This window comes from Microcella sp. (assembly GCF_019739195.1).
Classification (GTDB): Bacteria; Actinomycetota; Actinomycetes; order Actinomycetales; family Microbacteriaceae; genus Microcella.
Map to the genome: position 1 here is coordinate 1,978,259 of NZ_JAHHDS010000003.1, position 15,612 is coordinate 1,993,870.

A 15,612-nucleotide genomic window follows, 5' to 3' on the forward strand; every position below is an offset into this window, starting at 1 on the left:
CCCAACGGCTTCACGGTGGTCGACGCACGTTCACCGCTCGTTCACGCACAGCGCCTTCACTGGTCACGTGACCGTCGATTCGGCGGCGCATCTGAGCGGCGGGGGGCGGTGCGATGACGGTGCAGACGCCGGATGCTCTCGCCATCGTCGAGCGCGTCGCCGACAGGCTCGTGGGCAAGTACGTGGGTCAGTTCGAGCTCGCGCAGGTGCGAGACATCGTGATCGACAGCCTGCGCCGCTATCGGCACCTCGATCACCCCTCGCAGCACGCCCGCGCTCTCACGGCGCAGCTCGCCGACGACAGGCTCGACGCCCTGCTGTGGATCGAGCGCACGCGCGAGCTGCCGCGGCCGCCCTCGGTGCTCTTCCTCTGCTCGGGCAACGCTGGCCGGTCGCAGCTCGCGGCCGCGGTGCTGCGCGCGATCACGCCCGCCGGCACCCGCATCGTGAGCGCAGGAGATCGGCCGGCAGCGCGCATCCTGCCCGCCGTGATCGAGACGCTCGACGAAGTGGGCGTGCCCCTCTTCGGCGAGTACCCCAAGCCGGCGACGCCCGAGTTCATCGCCGCGGCCGACCACATCATCGTGCTCAACTGCAACGACTCGCTCGACGAGCTCGAGGGGCATGCGTTTCGCACCTGGAGCATCGCGCTCGACAGCACGAGCGGCAAGGCAGGCATCAGGCACACGCGCGACCTCATCGCCGCTCACGTGCGCGAACTCGCTCGAGAGTTCGGCATCGAGGTGCGACCACTGTAGCAGCGCACCGACCTCGAGTTATTTGACATATATCTAATCTCTGGCACACTGGGGCCATGCCGACGATGCTTCCCGTGCTCACCGATACCGCACCGATCTGCTGCGAGCCCATCGGCTCAGCCGCTGCGCTGAGTCGCGACGAAGCCGAGCAGCTCGCTCTGCGGCTGAAGGCGCTCGCCGACCCGACGCGACTGCAACTGCTCACTGCGCTGCTCACGGCCCCTGACGGCACTGCCTGCACGTGCGATCTCGCCCCTGCCGTCGATCTGACCGAAGGCACCGTGAGCCACCACTTGAAGCGCCTGGAGAGCGCTGGCCTCGTGAGCAAGGAGCGCCGGGGGCTCAACGTGCACTACCGCGCCGAATCCGAGGCGATCCACGCCATCGCGCGCGCCCTCAACGCCGGCTGCTGCTGAGCCGCCGGCCCACCGAAAGAAAGATGGGAGTCACCATGACCGCACTGCGTTCGATGATCGCGTTCGGCCCCTGCTGCGCCGAGGCCTGCTGCACCGACGGGTGTTGCGGCTCGACCGGCTGCTGCTGAGCCCGCCCCGTCAGGCCCCGACGCGGCTCGGGGCCTGCTCGGGATCGTCTTCGTGCACCGTGAAGCGATAGCCCACGTTGCGCACTGTGCCGATGAGCGACTCCATGTCGCCGAGCTTCGCGCGCAGACGCCGCACGTGCACGTCGACCGTGCGCGTGCCGCCGAAGTAGTCGTAGCCCCACACCTCGCTGAGCAGTTGCTCGCGCGTGAAGACGCGGCTGGGGTGCGTGGCGAAGAAGCGCAGCAGCTCGAACTCTTTGAACGTGAGATCGAGCGTGCGGCCGTGCACCTTCGCCGAGTAGCTCGCCTCGTCGATCGTGACGCCCGAGGCGCGAATCATGCTCGACCCCTCGTCGCGCGACTGGCGCCCGATGGCGAGCCGCACGCGAGCATCCACCTCGGCGGGCCCCGCCGTCTCGAGCAGCACGTCGTCGATGCCCCACTCGGCATTGACGGCCGTGAGGCCGCCCTCGGTCAGCACGACGATGATCGGTGAGCCGGCGCCCGTCGTGGTCAAGATCTTGCAGAGCGACTTGGCGCTCTGCAGGTCGGCACGGGCATCCACAATGATCACGTCGGCGGGAGGCGCGCCGACGAGAGCCGCCGGTTCCGCCGGAATGCGGCGAACCCGGTGACTGAGCAGGCCCAGCGCGGGAAGAACGTCGGTGTTCACCTGCGAGGTCAGGATCAACAGCTGCGCCATGAGTCCTCCACACGGTGTCTCGCTCAGTGTACAAGCGCCCTAGCATGGAGGCATGTCTCGCACCGTGGCGACCGCGTTGCCGGTCTGGCTTGCGGTCGTCGGCGCGCTCGCGGTCGTAGCCGTGCTCGTGCCCGTGGCGGGCTGGTGGTCGCTGCTGCCCGCGATCGCCGCGGGGGCCGTGCTGCTGACCTTCGTCATTCAGGTCAGCCTGCAGTCGAAAGACGGGCTTGTCTCTCGCATGCTCGTGACCGTCTCGGGCGTCGTCGTGCTGCTGCTCATCGCCTCGGCGGGCACGGCCATCGTGCAGGCAGCGCTCGGTTCGGCATCGTAGACTGGTCTCATGCTTCTCGCCCTTGAGATCTTCTTCCTCGGCCTGCTCGGGCTGGCGACGCTCTCGATCGGCTTCGTCTCGGTCGTCGTGCTCGTCAACCTGTATCGCGGCCAGCGCTGAGCGCGTCGCGCGCGATGTTCTCGCTCGACTCGAGCCTGCCCGCAGAGCTCGCTCCGCTCTCGTGGCTCATCGGAGTCTGGGACGGCACCGGAGTGGTGCACTACGCCGACGGCGACCGCATTCGCGAGCACGAGTTCGGGCAGCGCGTGAGCTTCAGCCATGACGGCCTGAACTACCTCAACTACTCGTCGACCACGTGGCTGCTCGACGATGCGAACACGCCGCTCAACGCTGAGGCCGGCTACTGGCGGCTGCACCGGCCCGCGCACGCCGGTGACCCCGGACCGGGCATGCTGCCGGGTGAAGGGGCCCGACCGTTCGCGACAGCCGATGAGGTCGAGACGCTGCGCTCGCCGCAAGGTGGGTTCGAAGTCGAGGTGGCACTGATCCACCCGGGTGGCGTGAGCGAGCTCTACCTCGGCCGCGTTGCCGATGCCCGCATCGACCTGCAGACCGACGCGGTCATGCGCTCGGCGAGCGCGAAGGAGTACACGGCTGCCACCCGGCTCTACGGCCTCGTCGAGGGCAAGTTGCTCTGGGCATGGGATATCGCCGCGCTCGGCAACGACCTGCGCACGCACGCCTCAGGAACCCTGCATCGTGGCGAGTAACCCGATGCTGAGTCTGCCGGGCTCCGTGCCCGGAGCCGACGGCGTGGCCGACCACTACGGCGACCCGGTTGCCGAGCAGCGGATGCTCGCCGCAGGCCGCGCCCTCGTCGACCTCAGCGACCGCGGAGTGATCACGGCCACCGGCCCCGACCGCCTGACCTGGCTCGACTCGCTCACCTCGCAGTCGCTGACGGCGCTCGAGCCGGGCGCCTCGGCCGAGACTCTTCTGCTCGACCCCAACGGACGCCTCGAACACGCGATGCACGTCGTCGACGACGGGGTCACGACCTGGCTGCTCGTCGAGGCCCCGGCCGTCGAGGCGCTCACCGCGTGGCTCGACCGCATGCGGTTCATGATGCGCGTCGAGGTCGCCGACGTGTCGGAGCAGTGGGCGACTCTCGCCCAGCTGGGCTCTGAGCTCCTCGTCGAGCCGGCCGCGCCGAACGGGCAGCCCTTGCTCTGGCGTGACCCCTGGGTCGAGGTGCAGAGCGGCGGTTGGCAGTACGCGGCCGAGAGCGAGCATCCGTCGGCCTCGTACGCTGTCGCCGAGGTGCTCGTCGAGCGCGCCCGCCTCGCCGAAGTCGCCGATGCCGTGCGCGCCGGATCGATCGGGGTCGCCGGCACGCTCGCACTCGAGGCCCTGCGTATCGCCGCCTGGCGCCCGCGATTCGGTGCCGAGGTCGACGAGCGCACGATTCCGCACGAGCTCGACTGGCTGCGTTCGGCCGTGCACCTCACCAAGGGCTGCTATCGCGGGCAAGAGACGGTCGCCAAGGTGCACAACCTCGGGCACCCCCCGCGCCGGCTCGTGATGCTGCACCTCGACGGCTCTGACGCGCTTCTGCCCGGCCCCGGCACGCCCGTGCTGCTCGAGGGCGCGAGCGTCGGCACCGTGACGTCGAGCGCGCGGCACCACGAACTCGGGCCGATCGCGCTCGCCGTCGTCAAGCGCTCGCTCGACCCCGCGGCCGCGCTTGTCGTCGAGACCGAGGGCGTGGCCATCGCCGCCGCGCAGCAGACGATCGTGCCGACCGACGCCGGAGCCACGGCCGGGGTGCCGCGGCTGCCGCGTCTCGGCGCTGTGCAGCGTCCCGTCTGAGGTCGGGGGCGCCGGCGTGAGCGGCAGTGCTGAATCGATGCGGCGGCTCGAGCGCAGCATCCGTCGGCGATTGGATGCCCGCGCCGCGCTCGACCGGGTCGTGCGCTCCCTGCCCGCCATCGTGCAGATCGTCGTCGCGGCGACGGCCTCGTACCTCATCGCGCGCGAGCTGCTCGGGCACGATCTGCCCCTTGTCGCCGTGACAGTGACGATCATCTCGCTCGGGCTCGCGCGTGACGCGACACCTCGCAGAGTGGTCGAGACAGTCATCGGCATCAACATCGGCATCGCGGTGGCCGCGCTGCTGGTGCAGGTCATCAGCCAGGGCGCCTGGCAGACCGCCGTCATTCTCGGGCTCACGCTCGTGGTCGCGCGTGCCGTGTCGCCCTCGGCGGCCTTCGCGATCGCGGCAGCGGTGCAGTCGATGCTCGTCGCCGTGCTGCCGGCGCCCGACGGGGGAGTCTTCGCCCGCAGCCTCGACGGTCTGGTGGGCGGGGTGATGGCGCTGCTCATCACGGCGCTGATACCGCGTTTCGACCTCGTGCGCCGGCGCGGCGAGGCGACGGCGCTCTACTCGCTCCTCGACCAGGCGCTCACGAGCCTGCACGAGGCGCTGCGCGCCGGCGACTCGGCGGCCGCCGAGCTCGCGCTCGCGCGCAGCCGTCGCACCCAGCGCCTCATCGACGAGTGGACAACCTCGCTCGAGAGCGCGCGCGGCGTCGCCTCGTTCTCTCCCTGGCTGCGGTCGCGGCGTGCCCGACTCGCGAACGAGGCGCAGCTGCTCGCGGTCACCGACCTGATCACGCGCCACGTGCGGGCGATCGCGCGTCGAGTCGAGGTCGTCGTGCGGGAAGGCGAGGGTCGCCCCATTCTCGCCGCGCTCGTCGAGACCACGGGCGAGGTGGTGCGGCTGCTCGGCCGCAGCCACGACGACGAGGCGGCCCGCTACGCCACGCGCGCCCTGGCCGCGACGCTCGCCGCGCAGTGCTCGCCCAGCGCCGTTGATGGAGTCTCTGACCAGGTCGTCGTCGTGCTGCTGCGCCCCCTCGTCTTCGACGTGCTCGTGCACCTCGGCATGACCCCCGACGAGGCCCGAGCGCAGCTGCCCGCCCTCTGAGCCGCGCCGGCGCATGCGCACCCCCGCCAGTAACAAATCACGGAACACAGGCACCGACCGCCCACCACTTCGATGTACTACAGCCCACAGGGCGTCAGATCTCCGTGATTTGTGAAACCACCCCTCCCGCGCGAGGGGGTTCGCTGAGGCATCCACAAAGCGATCACTCGGTGCAACCCGTGGCACAGCTAACGGGCACCCTGCGCACATGCGACTCCTCACCGAGCTGGCCGCCGAGCGCGGCGGACTCATCCCGACCTATCGGCTACGGCAACGCGGCGTGAGTCCGCGCCGAATTGCGGCCCTCTGCCACGCAGGCCGCCTCTTCCGCGTGCGACAGGGCTGGTACGTACTGCCGGGATTGCCACGATCGGCGCTTGAAGCCGTCAGGGTTGGCGGCCAGCTCACGTGCCACCACGCACTCGAGGCGCACGGGGTCTGGGTCGTGCGCGATGCGCGACTGCACGTCGCGGTCGACCGCGATGCCACTCAGCTACGCACAGCGCAAGACCCGACGCGTCGGCGTGACAGCGCGGATACTCAGGTTCGGGTGCACTGGCGCCGAGCATCCACTGCCACCACCGCGATCGTCTCTCCTCTCGAAGAGGCCCTTGATGACTACACGCGCTGCGCGCCGCGCGAGCACGTTGCGGCAGCGGTCGACAGTGCACTTCATCTGGGGATGATGAGCCCTGGCCATCGTCTTGCCCGGGAGTTCGCCGGCGACGGGGTCATCGGAGTCTGCGAATCCGGAATCGAGACACTCTTTTGGCTTCGGATGCGCCGTCATCGACTGCCGATCTCAAGACAGGTGCGCTTCTCTGGACTCGGTCGAGTCGACTTTCGGATCGGCGAGCGACTCATCATCGAAGTCGACGGGGAAGAGTTTCACGACACCGAGTCGACCTTCGAGAGTGACCGGCACCGTGACGCGCAGTTGTCGACCCTCGGATACCGTGTTCTGCGCTTCAGCTACCACCTGGTGATGAACGAGTGGCCGTTGGTTGAGGCGGCTGTGATTGCGGCAGTCACGCGCGGAGATCATCTGCGCTCGTAAGCCGTGCGATGACCCCGAGCTGGGCCGTGCCCTGCCCATGCGTCACACATCACGGAGATTCAGCAGGTCGCTGACCATGGTCGGCCCGGTGTAAACACATCAATGCCCGCACTTCCGTGATTTGTGACGGGAGGGTCGGGCCTAGGGGCGAGGCGCGACCGCAGACCAGTCGACGGTGAGCTCGCCGAGCCGCCAGCGGGCGACGCCATCGTGCACGGGCCAGCCGGCGTCGCGCAGCCCGCGCACCGCGGCGATGAAGCGCTGGCGCGGCGAGAAGGTGGCGAGCGGAGCGTGCCGGGCCCACTGGGCGTCGAGCTCGCGCAGCAGGTCGTGCACTCCCTCGCCGGGCACGTTGCGGTGAATGAGCACTTTGGGCAGCCTCTCGGCCACGACCGACGGATGCTCGACCGAGCCCAGATGCAGCGCCAGAGTCAGCGTGCGCGGGCCGTCGGGGTCGAGCGCCACCCAGCTCGCCACGCGTCCGAGCTCGCTGCAGGTGCCTTCGAGCAGCACGCCTGCTGGCTGCAGTCGAGACCGCAGCAGCGCCCAGGCCTCGGGCACTTCGCCCTCGTCGTACTGCCGCAGCACGTTAGCGGCGCGGATGATCGCTGGGCGACCATCCCCCTCGAGCGGTATCTCGAAGCCGCCCTGCCGAAAAGTCAGGCCTTCGCGGGCGAACGGCGCGGCCGCCCGCACCCGCTCGGGGTCGATCTCGATGCCGACGACGCGTGCCTCGGGCCGCACGCGACGCAGCCGTTCGAGCAGTTCGAGCGAGGTCCAGTGCGCGGCGCCGTATCCCAGATCGACAATGAGGGGGTCGGCCGCTCTGCGCAACACCGGGTGCGCGGCGAGCCAGCGGTCCATGCGCCGCAAGCGGTTGACGCCCGTCGTGCCGCGGGTCACCCGCCCTTCTGCCATGGGCTTATTCTGCCGCGGCGCCGCTCGGTAGGCTGGCTACATGACCCACACGCTGATCCTGCTGCGCCACGGCCACTCTGTCTGGAACGAGAAGAACATCTTCACCGGGTGGGTGGATGTCGGCCTCACCGAGCAGGGGCGTGACGAGGCGCGTCGCGCTGGAGAGCTCATCGCGGAGTCGGGATTGAACCCGCGGATGCTCTACACGAGCCTGCTCAAGCGCGCGATCCACACCGCCAACATCGCCCTCGAGGTCGCCGATCTCGACTGGCTGCCGGTGAAGCGCAGCTGGCGGCTCAACGAGCGCCACTACGGCGCTCTGCAGGGCCTCAACAAGGCCGAGACGCTCGAGCAGCACGGCAACGACCTCTTCATGACGTGGCGCCGCAGCTTCGACACCCCGCCCCCGGTGCTCGACGACGATGCCGAGTACAGCCAGGTGCACGACCCGCGCTACGTCGGCATCGACGGCGAGGTGCCGCGCACCGAGAGCCTCAAGCTGGTCATCGACCGCATGCTGCCCTACTGGCAGAGCGACATCACTCGCGACCTCGCGACGGGAGAGACGGTGCTCGTCGTCGCGCACGGCAACTCGTTGCGGGCGCTCGTGAAGCACCTCGACGGCATCGCCGACGACGCGATCGCCGAGCTCAACATTCCGACCGGCATTCCGCTCGTCTACGAGCTCGGTGACGACTTCATGCCCGTGAAGCCTGCTGAGTACCTCGACCCCGAGGCCGCCGCTGCCGGAGCCGCTGCGGTCGCCGCGCAGGGCAAAAAGTAGGTGCGTACTGCTGAGTCGCGCGAACTACCGATCACTCGCCCTCGGGCGGACCGAGCAGGCGTGCGGCATCGGCTGAGCATCCGATCTCCCCGGGTTGCACCTGCTCGCGCGTGAGGATGACGCGCTCAATCTCGCCCGACGGCCGTTGGGCGACAATGACACAGTCTTCCGGTTCTATGCCGCGCGCGGCGATCACCCTCATGCCATCGATCGTGCGGGCATCGACCGTGATGGCCGGGCTGAACAGAGTTGTGGCCTCGGCGAGTGACGCGTCGCTCGCGAGCAGCTGCTCGATGCGGTTGAGCGCGTCGCCGGGCAAGCGATACGAGCCGACGGGACGCGGCATCTGAGCCTCGGCGTCGTCCGGGCACTCGCCGCGGTCAACCTTGGCGCCGATCTCCGCTTCGGACACCGGCAGCGTGATCCAGTAGCAGGCTGTCGCCCGCCCGGCCGGGAGGAGTTCGCGGCCGGTTGAGAACCACCCGCCGCCCGTTTCCTGGACGGCCTCGTCGACGTCTGCGCTGATGCGCAGCACGACGAACGCAGGGACAGCCCAGGATGTCTCGCCGCCCCAGTCGAGCGTCTCGACGCTGAAGGAGTCATCGCGCACTCCGGCACCCGTCGGCGTGCGATACCCATCGATCATCTCAGCGGCGAGAGCTTCGGGCGGTAGCCCGACGATGGTGCGACCTCCAGTCGCGTCGTCGGCTATACCGATCGCGATGCGCTCGGTGTAGTCGAGTGCTCGACGCTCACCATCGCTCTGGGGTGACGAACACGCGCTGATCACGAGTACTGCAGTGAGCGCGACCGCGCCTACGGCGAGGCGGCGACGATCGTCCACTCGAGGGGGCTGCATGTTGTGAGCATAGCTCGACGGCGCCTCGGGCCCGGCCCCGGAGACTCAGCGGCGAGTATCAGTCGTCGGCCTGCACCCAGTCGCCCGTGGCGAGGTACTGCACCTTCTTCGAGATCGAGACGGCGTGGTCGGCGAAGCGCTCGTGGTAGCGCGAGGCTAGCGTGGCGTCGACGGTGTCGATGGCCTCGCCCTTCCACGTCTCACCGAGCACCTTGTCGAAGACGCTGAGATGCAGGGCATCGATCTTGTCGTCTTCGTTGCGAATGTGCTCGGCGATCGCGACGTCTTCGGTCTCGAGCAGCTCGACGAGCTTGCGGGCGATCTCGACGTCGAGCGCGCCCATCTCTTTGAAGGTGCCGCGCAGGCTCTTCGGCACGACCTTGTCGGGGAATCGGTAGCGGGCGAGCTGCGCGATGTGCTCAGACATGTCGCCCATGCGCTCGAGCGAGGCACTGATGCGCAGGGCGCTCACGACGACCCGCAGGTCACGAGCGACTGGCTGCTGCCGGGCGAGAATGTTGATGGCGAGCTCGTCGAGCTCTGCGGCGGCCGCGTCGATCTTGGCGTCATCGGCGATGACGGTCTCGGCGAGCGAGACGTTCGACTCGTTGAACGCTCGCGTGGCGTTGTCGATCGAGTCTGCAACGAGACCCGCGATCTCAACCAGGCGCTCGCGAACCTCGCGCAGCTCTTGCTGGAACACTTCGCGCATTGAACTCAATCCTCATTTCGTGGGGCTCTGGCACAGTCCCCCTCACCGTCCCGTTCTCATGTGAACGGCACGTGGCTCGCAGGTGAACTCTGCGGTTCTGGCCCCGTCAAGGCGCTCGAAGCGCACGAGACGGTACCTGCCGGTCACTAATCTAGTGCTCATGGACTCGGCACTGCTCGTGCCCCTCGCTCTCGTGCTCGGCGCGCTGATCGGGGGCGGAGCCGTCGTCACGGTGGTAGCCGCTGCACGACGAGGCCGCATGGCCGCCGAGGTGGCCTCGACGACGGTGCCCGACGGCGTCGATCAGGTGGTCGAAGCGCTGGAGTCGGCTGGGGTCGTGCTCGACCCCAGCAATACGGTGGTCAAGGCCTCGCCGGCCGCGTTCGCGCTGGGGCTCGTGTGGCATCGCACGCTCGTGCACGCTCGCATGGTCGAGCTCGTCGAGCGTGTGCGCCGCGGTGGTGAGCCGATCACCGAAGATCTCGAACTGAGCCGAGGCCCGCTGGGCGACGCTGCCCTGCACCTCTCGGTGCGGGTTGCCCGATTGGGCAGCCGCTTCGTGCTGCTGCTCGCCGAAGACCGAACCGAGTCGTATCGCCTCGACGCGGTGCGACGTGACTTCGTCGCGAACATCAGCCACGAGCTCAAGACTCCGATCGGCGCTATCGGTCTGCTGAGCGAGGCGCTCGGGCACGCAGCCGATGACCCCGTTCAAGTGCGCCGATTCGCCGACCAACTGCACCGTGAGTCAGAGCGACTCGCGAGCATGACGCAAGAGATCATCGAGCTCTCACGACTGCAGGCCAAAGATGCACTCAGCCACCCCGAGATGGTCGAGATCGATGCCGTCGTGGCCGCCGCGATCGACCAGAACCGCGTGCTTGCTGACGCCCACCGCATTTCGCTCGCCAGTGGCGGCGAGAAGGGCCTGCGCGTGTGGGGCGACGAGGTCATGCTCATCACGGCGGTGCACAATCTCATTGCCAACGCCGTGCAGTACTCGCCGTCGCCGTCGCGCGTCGGCATCGGCATCAACGCGACCGATGACGTCATTGAGATCGCAGTGACCGATCAGGGCATCGGCATTCCCGCCGATGAACTCGATCGCGTCTTCGAGCGCTTCTTCCGTGTCGACCAGGCCCGCTCGCGCGCCACGGGCGGCACAGGACTCGGCCTCAGCATCGTCAAGCACGTCGTGCAGAATCACGGCGGCGATGTGCGGGTCTGGTCGCAGCACGGTCGAGGTTCGACGTTCACCATTCGACTGCCCCGGGTCGACCAGCCCGCGGCGACCGCCACCGGAAAGGCTCGCGCATGACCCGCATCCTTATCGTCGAAGACGAGCCGGCGCTCTCTGAGCCCCTCGCCTACCTGCTCACCCGCGAGGGCTATGAGACCACGGTGGTCGCCGACGGGGCCGCCGCGCTGACCACGTTCGATCAGGCCGGGGCTGATCTCGTGCTGCTCGACCTCATGCTGCCGGGCCTGCCCGGCACCGAGGTCTGCCGCGAGCTGCGACAGCGCTCGAGTGTGCCGATCATCATGCTGACCGCAAAAGACAGCGAGGTCGACATCGTCGTAGGGCTTGAGCTGGGGGCAGACGACTACGTCACCAAGCCATATTCGACCCGCGAACTGCTCGCGCGCATCCGTGCCGTCATGCGACGCCAGTCAGACGAGGGTGATCTCGACGACGGCGTGCTGACGGCCGGGCCGGTGCGCATGGATGTCGACAAGCACCAGGTCACCGTCGACGGTCGTGAGATCGCCATGCCCCTGAAAGAGTTCGAGCTGCTCGAACTGCTACTGCGCAATGCCGGCCGCGTGCTTACTCGCGGACAGCTCATCGACCGCGTCTGGGGTGCCGACTACTTCGGCGACACCAAGACGCTCGACGTGCACGTCAAGCGCATTCGCTCGAAGATCGAACCCGACCCCTCGAACCCGCGGATGCTCGTGACCGTTCGCGGCCTCGGCTACCGCTTCGAAGACTGACCGCCGCGATCGCGAACCAGGGTCAGCAGCCGACCCGGTTTTGCACCGCCGTGCTGAGCGAGCCCGTGCCGCCGAGCAAGAAGAGCTGATCGGTGTCGAGCCGCCACAGGTCGCTCTTGGCGGCAACGGGTGCGCAGGTCGGCCGAACGAGCGTGATCGGTCCGCCGACCTGTGCCGCGAGGGCTACCCCGGCGAGAGCATCCGGGAATCCGGTTCCCGTCGCCCACAGCACCGTGGCAGCGTCATCGAACGCGTCGTCGTTGATCGCCGCCGACGTCGTGTACCGATCGGCGCCCGCGACCCGTGTGACGCTGTACAGACCGCTCAGCTGGGCCTCGATCGCGGGTGAGACGACACCGGTGCCACCAGCGATCTTGATGACATCGGGGTTGAGCTGGTCGAGCAGTGCCAGGGTGGATGCGGGCACGCTGCTTGCTGCGCCATCTACGAGCACAACGGGCCCGCCGGCTCGCGCCGCCGCGGGACCAGCGCTCAGGGCGTCGGGGAACTGGCGGCCTGTCGCGATGTAGACCACGTCGACGGCTGTGCTGTCAGACGGGGTCTCGAGTCCGTAGGCATTCGCAACAACGCGTCGACCGGTCTCGTAGCGGTCAGGCCCGGCGAGGCGCACGATATCCGCGCCTGTCAGGGCGAGCTGCGCCTCGACGGCGGACGAGATGACCCCTGTGCCGCCGACGATGTAGATCGTGCCGGGGAAGAGTCGCGTGATCTCGGCGGAGACCACCGCCGGAACGGAGTCGCGCGTCACCAGCAGCAGCGGCGCGTTGCGCGTTGCGGCCGCCGGCCCGGCGGCGAGAGCGTCGGGGAAGTCCGCTCCGTTGGCGACATAGACCGCGGCTGAGCCGCCGGGGAACGCCTCTGTCGACACCGCCACGGCCGTCTCGTAGCGCGTCGCCCCCGCGAGCCTGCCAACCTCGAGGCCTACGCGCAGAACTTCGTCGTCGCGCGAGCTCACGACGTAGAGGCGGTTGCCGTCGGGGGTCATCGCGGTACTGAACACGTCATGACCTGCCGGCATCGAGTAGAGCGGCGTGCGCGTGGCGATGTCGATGACGTGGAGCGTCGACGTTGTGTCGGTGGCTGTGACCGCGGTGAAGAGGTGCACGCCGTCGGGGGAGACCGACAGCGCGTCGAGGTAGCCGCCGCCGACGACAATTTCGTCAATCACGGTGCGCGTTGCTGTGCTGATGACCGAGACACTCGATGCGGAGACATCGTTGTTGGAGACGAACGCGAGTGATCCGTCGACGCTGAAGATGACCTGTCTCGGAAACCGATCGACCGGTATGAGGATCGGTGCTCCCGGATTCGCGGGATCCACGATCGACACCTGGTCAGCGTTGGTGAGGGTCGTCCATACATCGCCCGTCGACGGCTCGACAGCGATGCCCTGCGCGAACTCCCCATTCGTCAGGCTCGTCGAGCGCGTGAGAGTGGTCGCTGAGATGGGCACGATCGAGTCATCAAGATAGTGACTGACGTAGGCCGTCTGCCCGTTGGGCGAGAAGTCGATCGCCCAGGGGCCATTGTCGACGGGGATCGTCGCGATGACCGTGTCTGTCGCGGTGCTGATCACCGAGACAGAGTCGCCGTTGAAGTTGGCGACCCACACTTGACCTCCGCCCGGTCGCACGGTCACTCCATAGGGCTGGTCGCCGACCGCGATCGTGCTCGTGACCTGGGTTGCCAACGTGAACACTTCGACCGAGTCGTCCGCTTCACTCGAGACGTACGCACGCGAGCCGTCGGGAAGGATATCCATGTACGACGGGCTGTCGCCGACCGGAATGCTGTCTTCCACAGAGATGGCCGTCGCCGTTCCAGCAGAGAAAGCGACGGATGCCGACACGACGAGTGCCGCGGCAGTGACGGTGGCCGCGGTGCCGTGAAGCCGCGAGCGGCGCGGGACGAACGTCACGATCGAGGTCCTTCCTGCCGGGCGTGCTCTGAGTGCGATTCAGCTGCACGCCGTTCGTTCAGCGCGGAGGTTCGCGCCTCACCCGCACCATAGCGAAGCCGAATCGCATTCGGAAGAGGTTCTTGCACGGGCGCACCCCCGCGCTTCCCGAGCTCAGCAGCGGGTGAAGTTCTCGACCGCGGCCGAGACGACCCCCGTTCCGCCGAGAATGCCAATGCGGTCGGCGTTGTGGCGCCACGCGCCGTGAATCGCGCCGTCGGTCGCGCAGGTCGGTCTGACGAGATAGATCGGGGCGCTGTCCTTCGCCGCGAGAGTGATGCCGGCGAGCGCGTCGGGGTAGTCCATGCCCGTTGCCCAGTATGCGGCCGACGGCAGTAGGAGGTCGAAACCGAGCTCGGTCACGGCCACCGACGTCGCGTAGCGGTCGACCCCCGCGGCCCGCACGACCTCGATGCCACCGAGGCCGGTGAGCTGGTTCTGGATGCTCGTGCTCATCACGCCCGTGCCGCCGACGAGAATCACCCGATCGGGCTGCAGGGTGTTCATCAGGCTGAGGGTCGCGGTCGGCAAGGTCGCCGCATCACCGTCGACGAGCAGCATGGGCATACCGCCCGAGCCGGCAGCCGCCCCGGCGCTCAGAGCATCGGGAAAGTTGCGCCCGGTGACCAGATAGAGGTCGCTGTATCCGCCCGCATTGTCGAAGAACTCCGTGACGACCGCTCTCGACGTCGCATAGCGGTCGAGCCCGGAGAGCCGCACGACTGTGGCACCAGTGGCTTCGAGCTGCGTGCGCACGGTGTTCGAGAGCACGCCTTCGCCGCCGGCGAGGTAGATGGTCGTCGGGTCTAGCCGGTTTACCTCGGCGAGAACATCGGCGCGCAGGGAGTTCTGCGGGTTGAGCAGAAGCGGGCCGTTCTGCAACGACACAGCGGGAGCGAGCGAGAGCGCGTCAGGGAAGGAGGTGCCGCTGGCGATGAAGACGATCGGGTGCGGGTCGGGGTACGCCTCTTGCGACATCTGAATCGCGGTCTCGTACCGCGTCGCCCCACCGAACCGGTCGACCTCGAACTTCGCGACTTGAATAGCGTCGGAACCCCACGAGGTCGAGTAGACGGCCCGACCGTTCGGCGTGACCGCGACATCGGTCGTCGCGGAGAGGGTGCCCCAGTTTCCGAGTCGACGATCTTGGTCGAGGTCGACAACATGCACGTTGTCGAAGGTTGCGACGAACAACAGGCGCTGGTCGAAGAGCGGGGCGAGACCATTCGGTTGCGAGTCGATGAGAATCGAATCGACGACCGTGTTCGTGGTGAGGTCGACGATGGTCAGGGTGTTGTCCAGCCGATCACTCACGATCGCGCGGTCACGGCTGGCATCGACGATGATGTCTGTCGCTCCGTTGCCGACGGTGACGGTCGACGTGGTGTCGAGCGCCGGGTTGATGATCGTCACGGTGTTCGTGTCGCTGCCCGGCACGATGACCTGTCCGCGCTCGTGATCCACAGCCACCCCTACCGGCCCTTCGCCCACCGGATACGTGTCGATGACGGTGCGTGTCGTCGCGTTCACTTCCATCAGTTCGTCTGAGGTCGAACCGGTGATAAACGCCGTCGCGCCATTCGCCGAGAAGGCGACACCGACCGGCCCGCCCGGAAAGCTCGGAGACGATGTGACCGCGTTGGTTGCGGTGCTGATGATGCTGACAGAGTTTGAGCTGCGGTGGGTCACCCACAGTTCGGTCGTGCCGGGCCGGAACGCCAAGTCTGTGTCGCCGAAGCCGACATCGATGGTCGTGACGACAGTCTGTGATGCGAGGTCGATGACGTCGACCGTGCCGTCGGCGCCGTCGGCAACATATGCTCGCGTGCCCGCAGCGTTGATGACGATCGAGGCCGGCTGGTCTCCGACGGGAATCGAATCAAGCTGCGAGATGGCTGTCGCAGGGCTGGTCGACACCGGGGCGACAATCGCGAACGTGGCGAGCAGCACCACGGCTGACGATGCGCGAGTACGGGCGTGCGAGGTCATGCGGGCATCCTCTCGGGTCGAGACCGTCGAGGTCACC

At 68.0% G+C, this 15,612-nt stretch carries 16 protein-coding genes; 10 read left to right on the top strand and 6 right to left on the bottom strand.

Annotation, left to right across the window (positions count from 1 at the left end; genetic code table 11):
* Positions 1-113 precede the first annotated feature (113 nt).
* A complete protein-coding gene (locus KL788_RS11390; RefSeq protein ID WP_293171609.1) occupies positions 114-758 on the top strand; it encodes a low molecular weight phosphatase family protein in 645 nt (214 codons plus the stop codon).
* Between the two features lie 56 nt (positions 759-814).
* The gene (locus tag KL788_RS11395; protein WP_293171612.1) at positions 815-1,174 is read left to right on the top strand and encodes an ArsR/SmtB family transcription factor; all 360 of its coding nucleotides are present in this window, start codon (positions 815-817) and stop codon (positions 1,172-1,174) included.
* Between the two features lie 138 nt (positions 1,175-1,312).
* Here KL788_RS11395 and KL788_RS11400 read toward each other — a convergent pair whose 3' ends face one another.
* On the bottom strand, positions 1,313-2,005 hold the full coding sequence (locus KL788_RS11400; protein WP_293171615.1) for a winged helix-turn-helix transcriptional regulator: 693 nt from the start codon (positions 2,003-2,005) through the stop codon (positions 1,313-1,315).
* A gap of 52 nt (positions 2,006-2,057) precedes the next feature.
* Between KL788_RS11400 and KL788_RS11405 the strand changes: the two genes are divergently transcribed.
* From KL788_RS11405 to KL788_RS11425, 5 genes are all read left to right on the top strand, one after another.
* The gene (locus KL788_RS11405) at positions 2,058-2,336 is read left to right on the top strand and encodes a hypothetical protein (protein WP_293171618.1); all 279 of its coding nucleotides are present in this window, start codon (positions 2,058-2,060) and stop codon (positions 2,334-2,336) included.
* A 134-nt stretch (positions 2,337-2,470) separates the two neighbouring features.
* Positions 2,471-3,067, top strand: coding sequence for an FABP family protein (locus tag KL788_RS11410; protein WP_293171621.1), 597 nt, complete (start codon positions 2,471-2,473; stop codon positions 3,065-3,067).
* A 4-nt stretch (positions 3,068-3,071) separates the two neighbouring features.
* Positions 3,072-4,166, top strand: coding sequence for a YgfZ/GcvT domain-containing protein (locus KL788_RS11415; protein WP_293173321.1), 1,095 nt, complete (start codon positions 3,072-3,074; stop codon positions 4,164-4,166).
* 16 nt (positions 4,167-4,182) lie between these two features.
* The gene (locus KL788_RS11420) at positions 4,183-5,283 is read left to right on the top strand and encodes an FUSC family protein (RefSeq protein ID WP_293171624.1); all 1,101 of its coding nucleotides are present in this window, start codon (positions 4,183-4,185) and stop codon (positions 5,281-5,283) included.
* A 208-nt stretch (positions 5,284-5,491) separates the two neighbouring features.
* Positions 5,492-6,340: a type IV toxin-antitoxin system AbiEi family antitoxin domain-containing protein gene (locus KL788_RS11425; RefSeq protein WP_293171627.1), complete on the top strand. Its 849-nt coding sequence runs from the start codon at positions 5,492-5,494 to the stop codon at positions 6,338-6,340.
* Between the two features lie 141 nt (positions 6,341-6,481).
* Here the strand turns inward: KL788_RS11425 and KL788_RS11430 are convergent, their stop codons facing one another.
* Entirely contained in the window at positions 6,482-7,258 is a 777-nt protein-coding gene (locus KL788_RS11430) for a class I SAM-dependent methyltransferase (RefSeq protein ID WP_293171630.1), read from the bottom strand.
* A 40-nt stretch (positions 7,259-7,298) separates the two neighbouring features.
* Here KL788_RS11430 and KL788_RS11435 point away from each other — a divergent pair, with 40 nt between their 5' ends.
* Positions 7,299-8,042: a phosphoglyceromutase gene (locus tag KL788_RS11435; RefSeq protein WP_293171633.1), complete on the top strand. Its 744-nt coding sequence runs from the start codon at positions 7,299-7,301 to the stop codon at positions 8,040-8,042.
* Positions 8,043-8,073: 31 nt separating this feature from the next.
* Here the strand turns inward: KL788_RS11435 and KL788_RS11440 are convergent, their stop codons facing one another.
* Together KL788_RS11440 and phoU are read right to left on the bottom strand one after the other, a co-directional pair.
* Positions 8,074-8,901, bottom strand: a complete 828-nt coding sequence (locus KL788_RS11440; protein WP_293171636.1) for a hypothetical protein — start codon at positions 8,899-8,901, stop codon at positions 8,074-8,076.
* Positions 8,902-8,959: 58 nt separating this feature from the next.
* Complete coding sequence (gene phoU, locus KL788_RS11445) at positions 8,960-9,613, bottom strand: phosphate signaling complex protein PhoU (protein WP_293171639.1); 654 nt, start codon at positions 9,611-9,613, stop codon at positions 8,960-8,962.
* Positions 9,614-9,773: 160 nt separating this feature from the next.
* Between phoU and KL788_RS11450 the strand changes: the two genes are divergently transcribed.
* Both KL788_RS11450 and KL788_RS11455 read left to right on the top strand, forming a co-directional pair.
* Positions 9,774-10,931, top strand: a complete 1,158-nt coding sequence (locus KL788_RS11450; RefSeq protein WP_293171641.1) for a sensor histidine kinase — start codon at positions 9,774-9,776, stop codon at positions 10,929-10,931.
* Positions 10,928-11,608 carry a response regulator transcription factor gene (locus KL788_RS11455; RefSeq protein ID WP_293171643.1) on the top strand — a complete coding sequence of 227 codons (681 nt, stop codon included), beginning with the start codon at positions 10,928-10,930 and terminating at the stop codon, positions 11,606-11,608. Before KL788_RS11450 ends, KL788_RS11455 begins: the two co-directional genes overlap by 4 nt.
* Before the next feature lie 22 nt (positions 11,609-11,630).
* Here the strand turns inward: KL788_RS11455 and KL788_RS11460 are convergent, their stop codons facing one another.
* Together KL788_RS11460 and KL788_RS11465 are read right to left on the bottom strand one after the other, a co-directional pair.
* Positions 11,631-13,547: a cell wall-binding repeat-containing protein gene (locus KL788_RS11460; RefSeq protein ID WP_293171645.1), complete on the bottom strand. Its 1,917-nt coding sequence runs from the start codon at positions 13,545-13,547 to the stop codon at positions 11,631-11,633.
* 153 nt (positions 13,548-13,700) lie between these two features.
* Entirely contained in the window at positions 13,701-15,575 is a 1,875-nt protein-coding gene (locus KL788_RS11465) for a cell wall-binding repeat-containing protein (protein ID WP_293171647.1), read from the bottom strand.
* Positions 15,576-15,612: the final 37 nt, after the last annotated feature.

Excerpts from the sequence above, each read along its gene's own strand:
- KL788_RS11390 (WP_293171609.1), top strand. The coding sequence starts at position 114 with ATGACGGTGCAGACGCCGGATGCTCTCGCCATCGTCGAGCGCGTCGCC.
- KL788_RS11395 (WP_293171612.1), top strand. The coding sequence starts at position 815 with ATGCCGACGATGCTTCCCGTGCTCACCGATACCGCACCGATCTGCTGC.
- KL788_RS11400 (WP_293171615.1), bottom strand. The coding sequence starts at position 2,005 with ATGGCGCAGCTGTTGATCCTGACCTCGCAGGTGAACACCGACGTTCTT.
- KL788_RS11405 (WP_293171618.1), top strand. The coding sequence starts at position 2,058 with ATGTCTCGCACCGTGGCGACCGCGTTGCCGGTCTGGCTTGCGGTCGTC.
- KL788_RS11410 (WP_293171621.1), top strand. The coding sequence starts at position 2,471 with ATGTTCTCGCTCGACTCGAGCCTGCCCGCAGAGCTCGCTCCGCTCTCG.
- KL788_RS11415 (WP_293173321.1), top strand. The coding sequence starts at position 3,072 with ATGCTGAGTCTGCCGGGCTCCGTGCCCGGAGCCGACGGCGTGGCCGAC.
- KL788_RS11425 (WP_293171627.1), top strand. The coding sequence starts at position 5,492 with ATGCGACTCCTCACCGAGCTGGCCGCCGAGCGCGGCGGACTCATCCCG.
- KL788_RS11430 (WP_293171630.1), bottom strand. The coding sequence starts at position 7,258 with ATGGCAGAAGGGCGGGTGACCCGCGGCACGACGGGCGTCAACCGCTTG.
- KL788_RS11435 (WP_293171633.1), top strand. The coding sequence starts at position 7,299 with ATGACCCACACGCTGATCCTGCTGCGCCACGGCCACTCTGTCTGGAAC.
- KL788_RS11440 (WP_293171636.1), bottom strand. The coding sequence starts at position 8,901 with ATGCAGCCCCCTCGAGTGGACGATCGTCGCCGCCTCGCCGTAGGCGCG.
- phoU (WP_293171639.1), bottom strand. The coding sequence starts at position 9,613 with ATGCGCGAAGTGTTCCAGCAAGAGCTGCGCGAGGTTCGCGAGCGCCTG.
- KL788_RS11450 (WP_293171641.1), top strand. The coding sequence starts at position 9,774 with ATGGACTCGGCACTGCTCGTGCCCCTCGCTCTCGTGCTCGGCGCGCTG.
- KL788_RS11455 (WP_293171643.1), top strand. The coding sequence starts at position 10,928 with ATGACCCGCATCCTTATCGTCGAAGACGAGCCGGCGCTCTCTGAGCCC.
- KL788_RS11465 (WP_293171647.1), bottom strand. The coding sequence starts at position 15,575 with ATGACCTCGCACGCCCGTACTCGCGCATCGTCAGCCGTGGTGCTGCTC.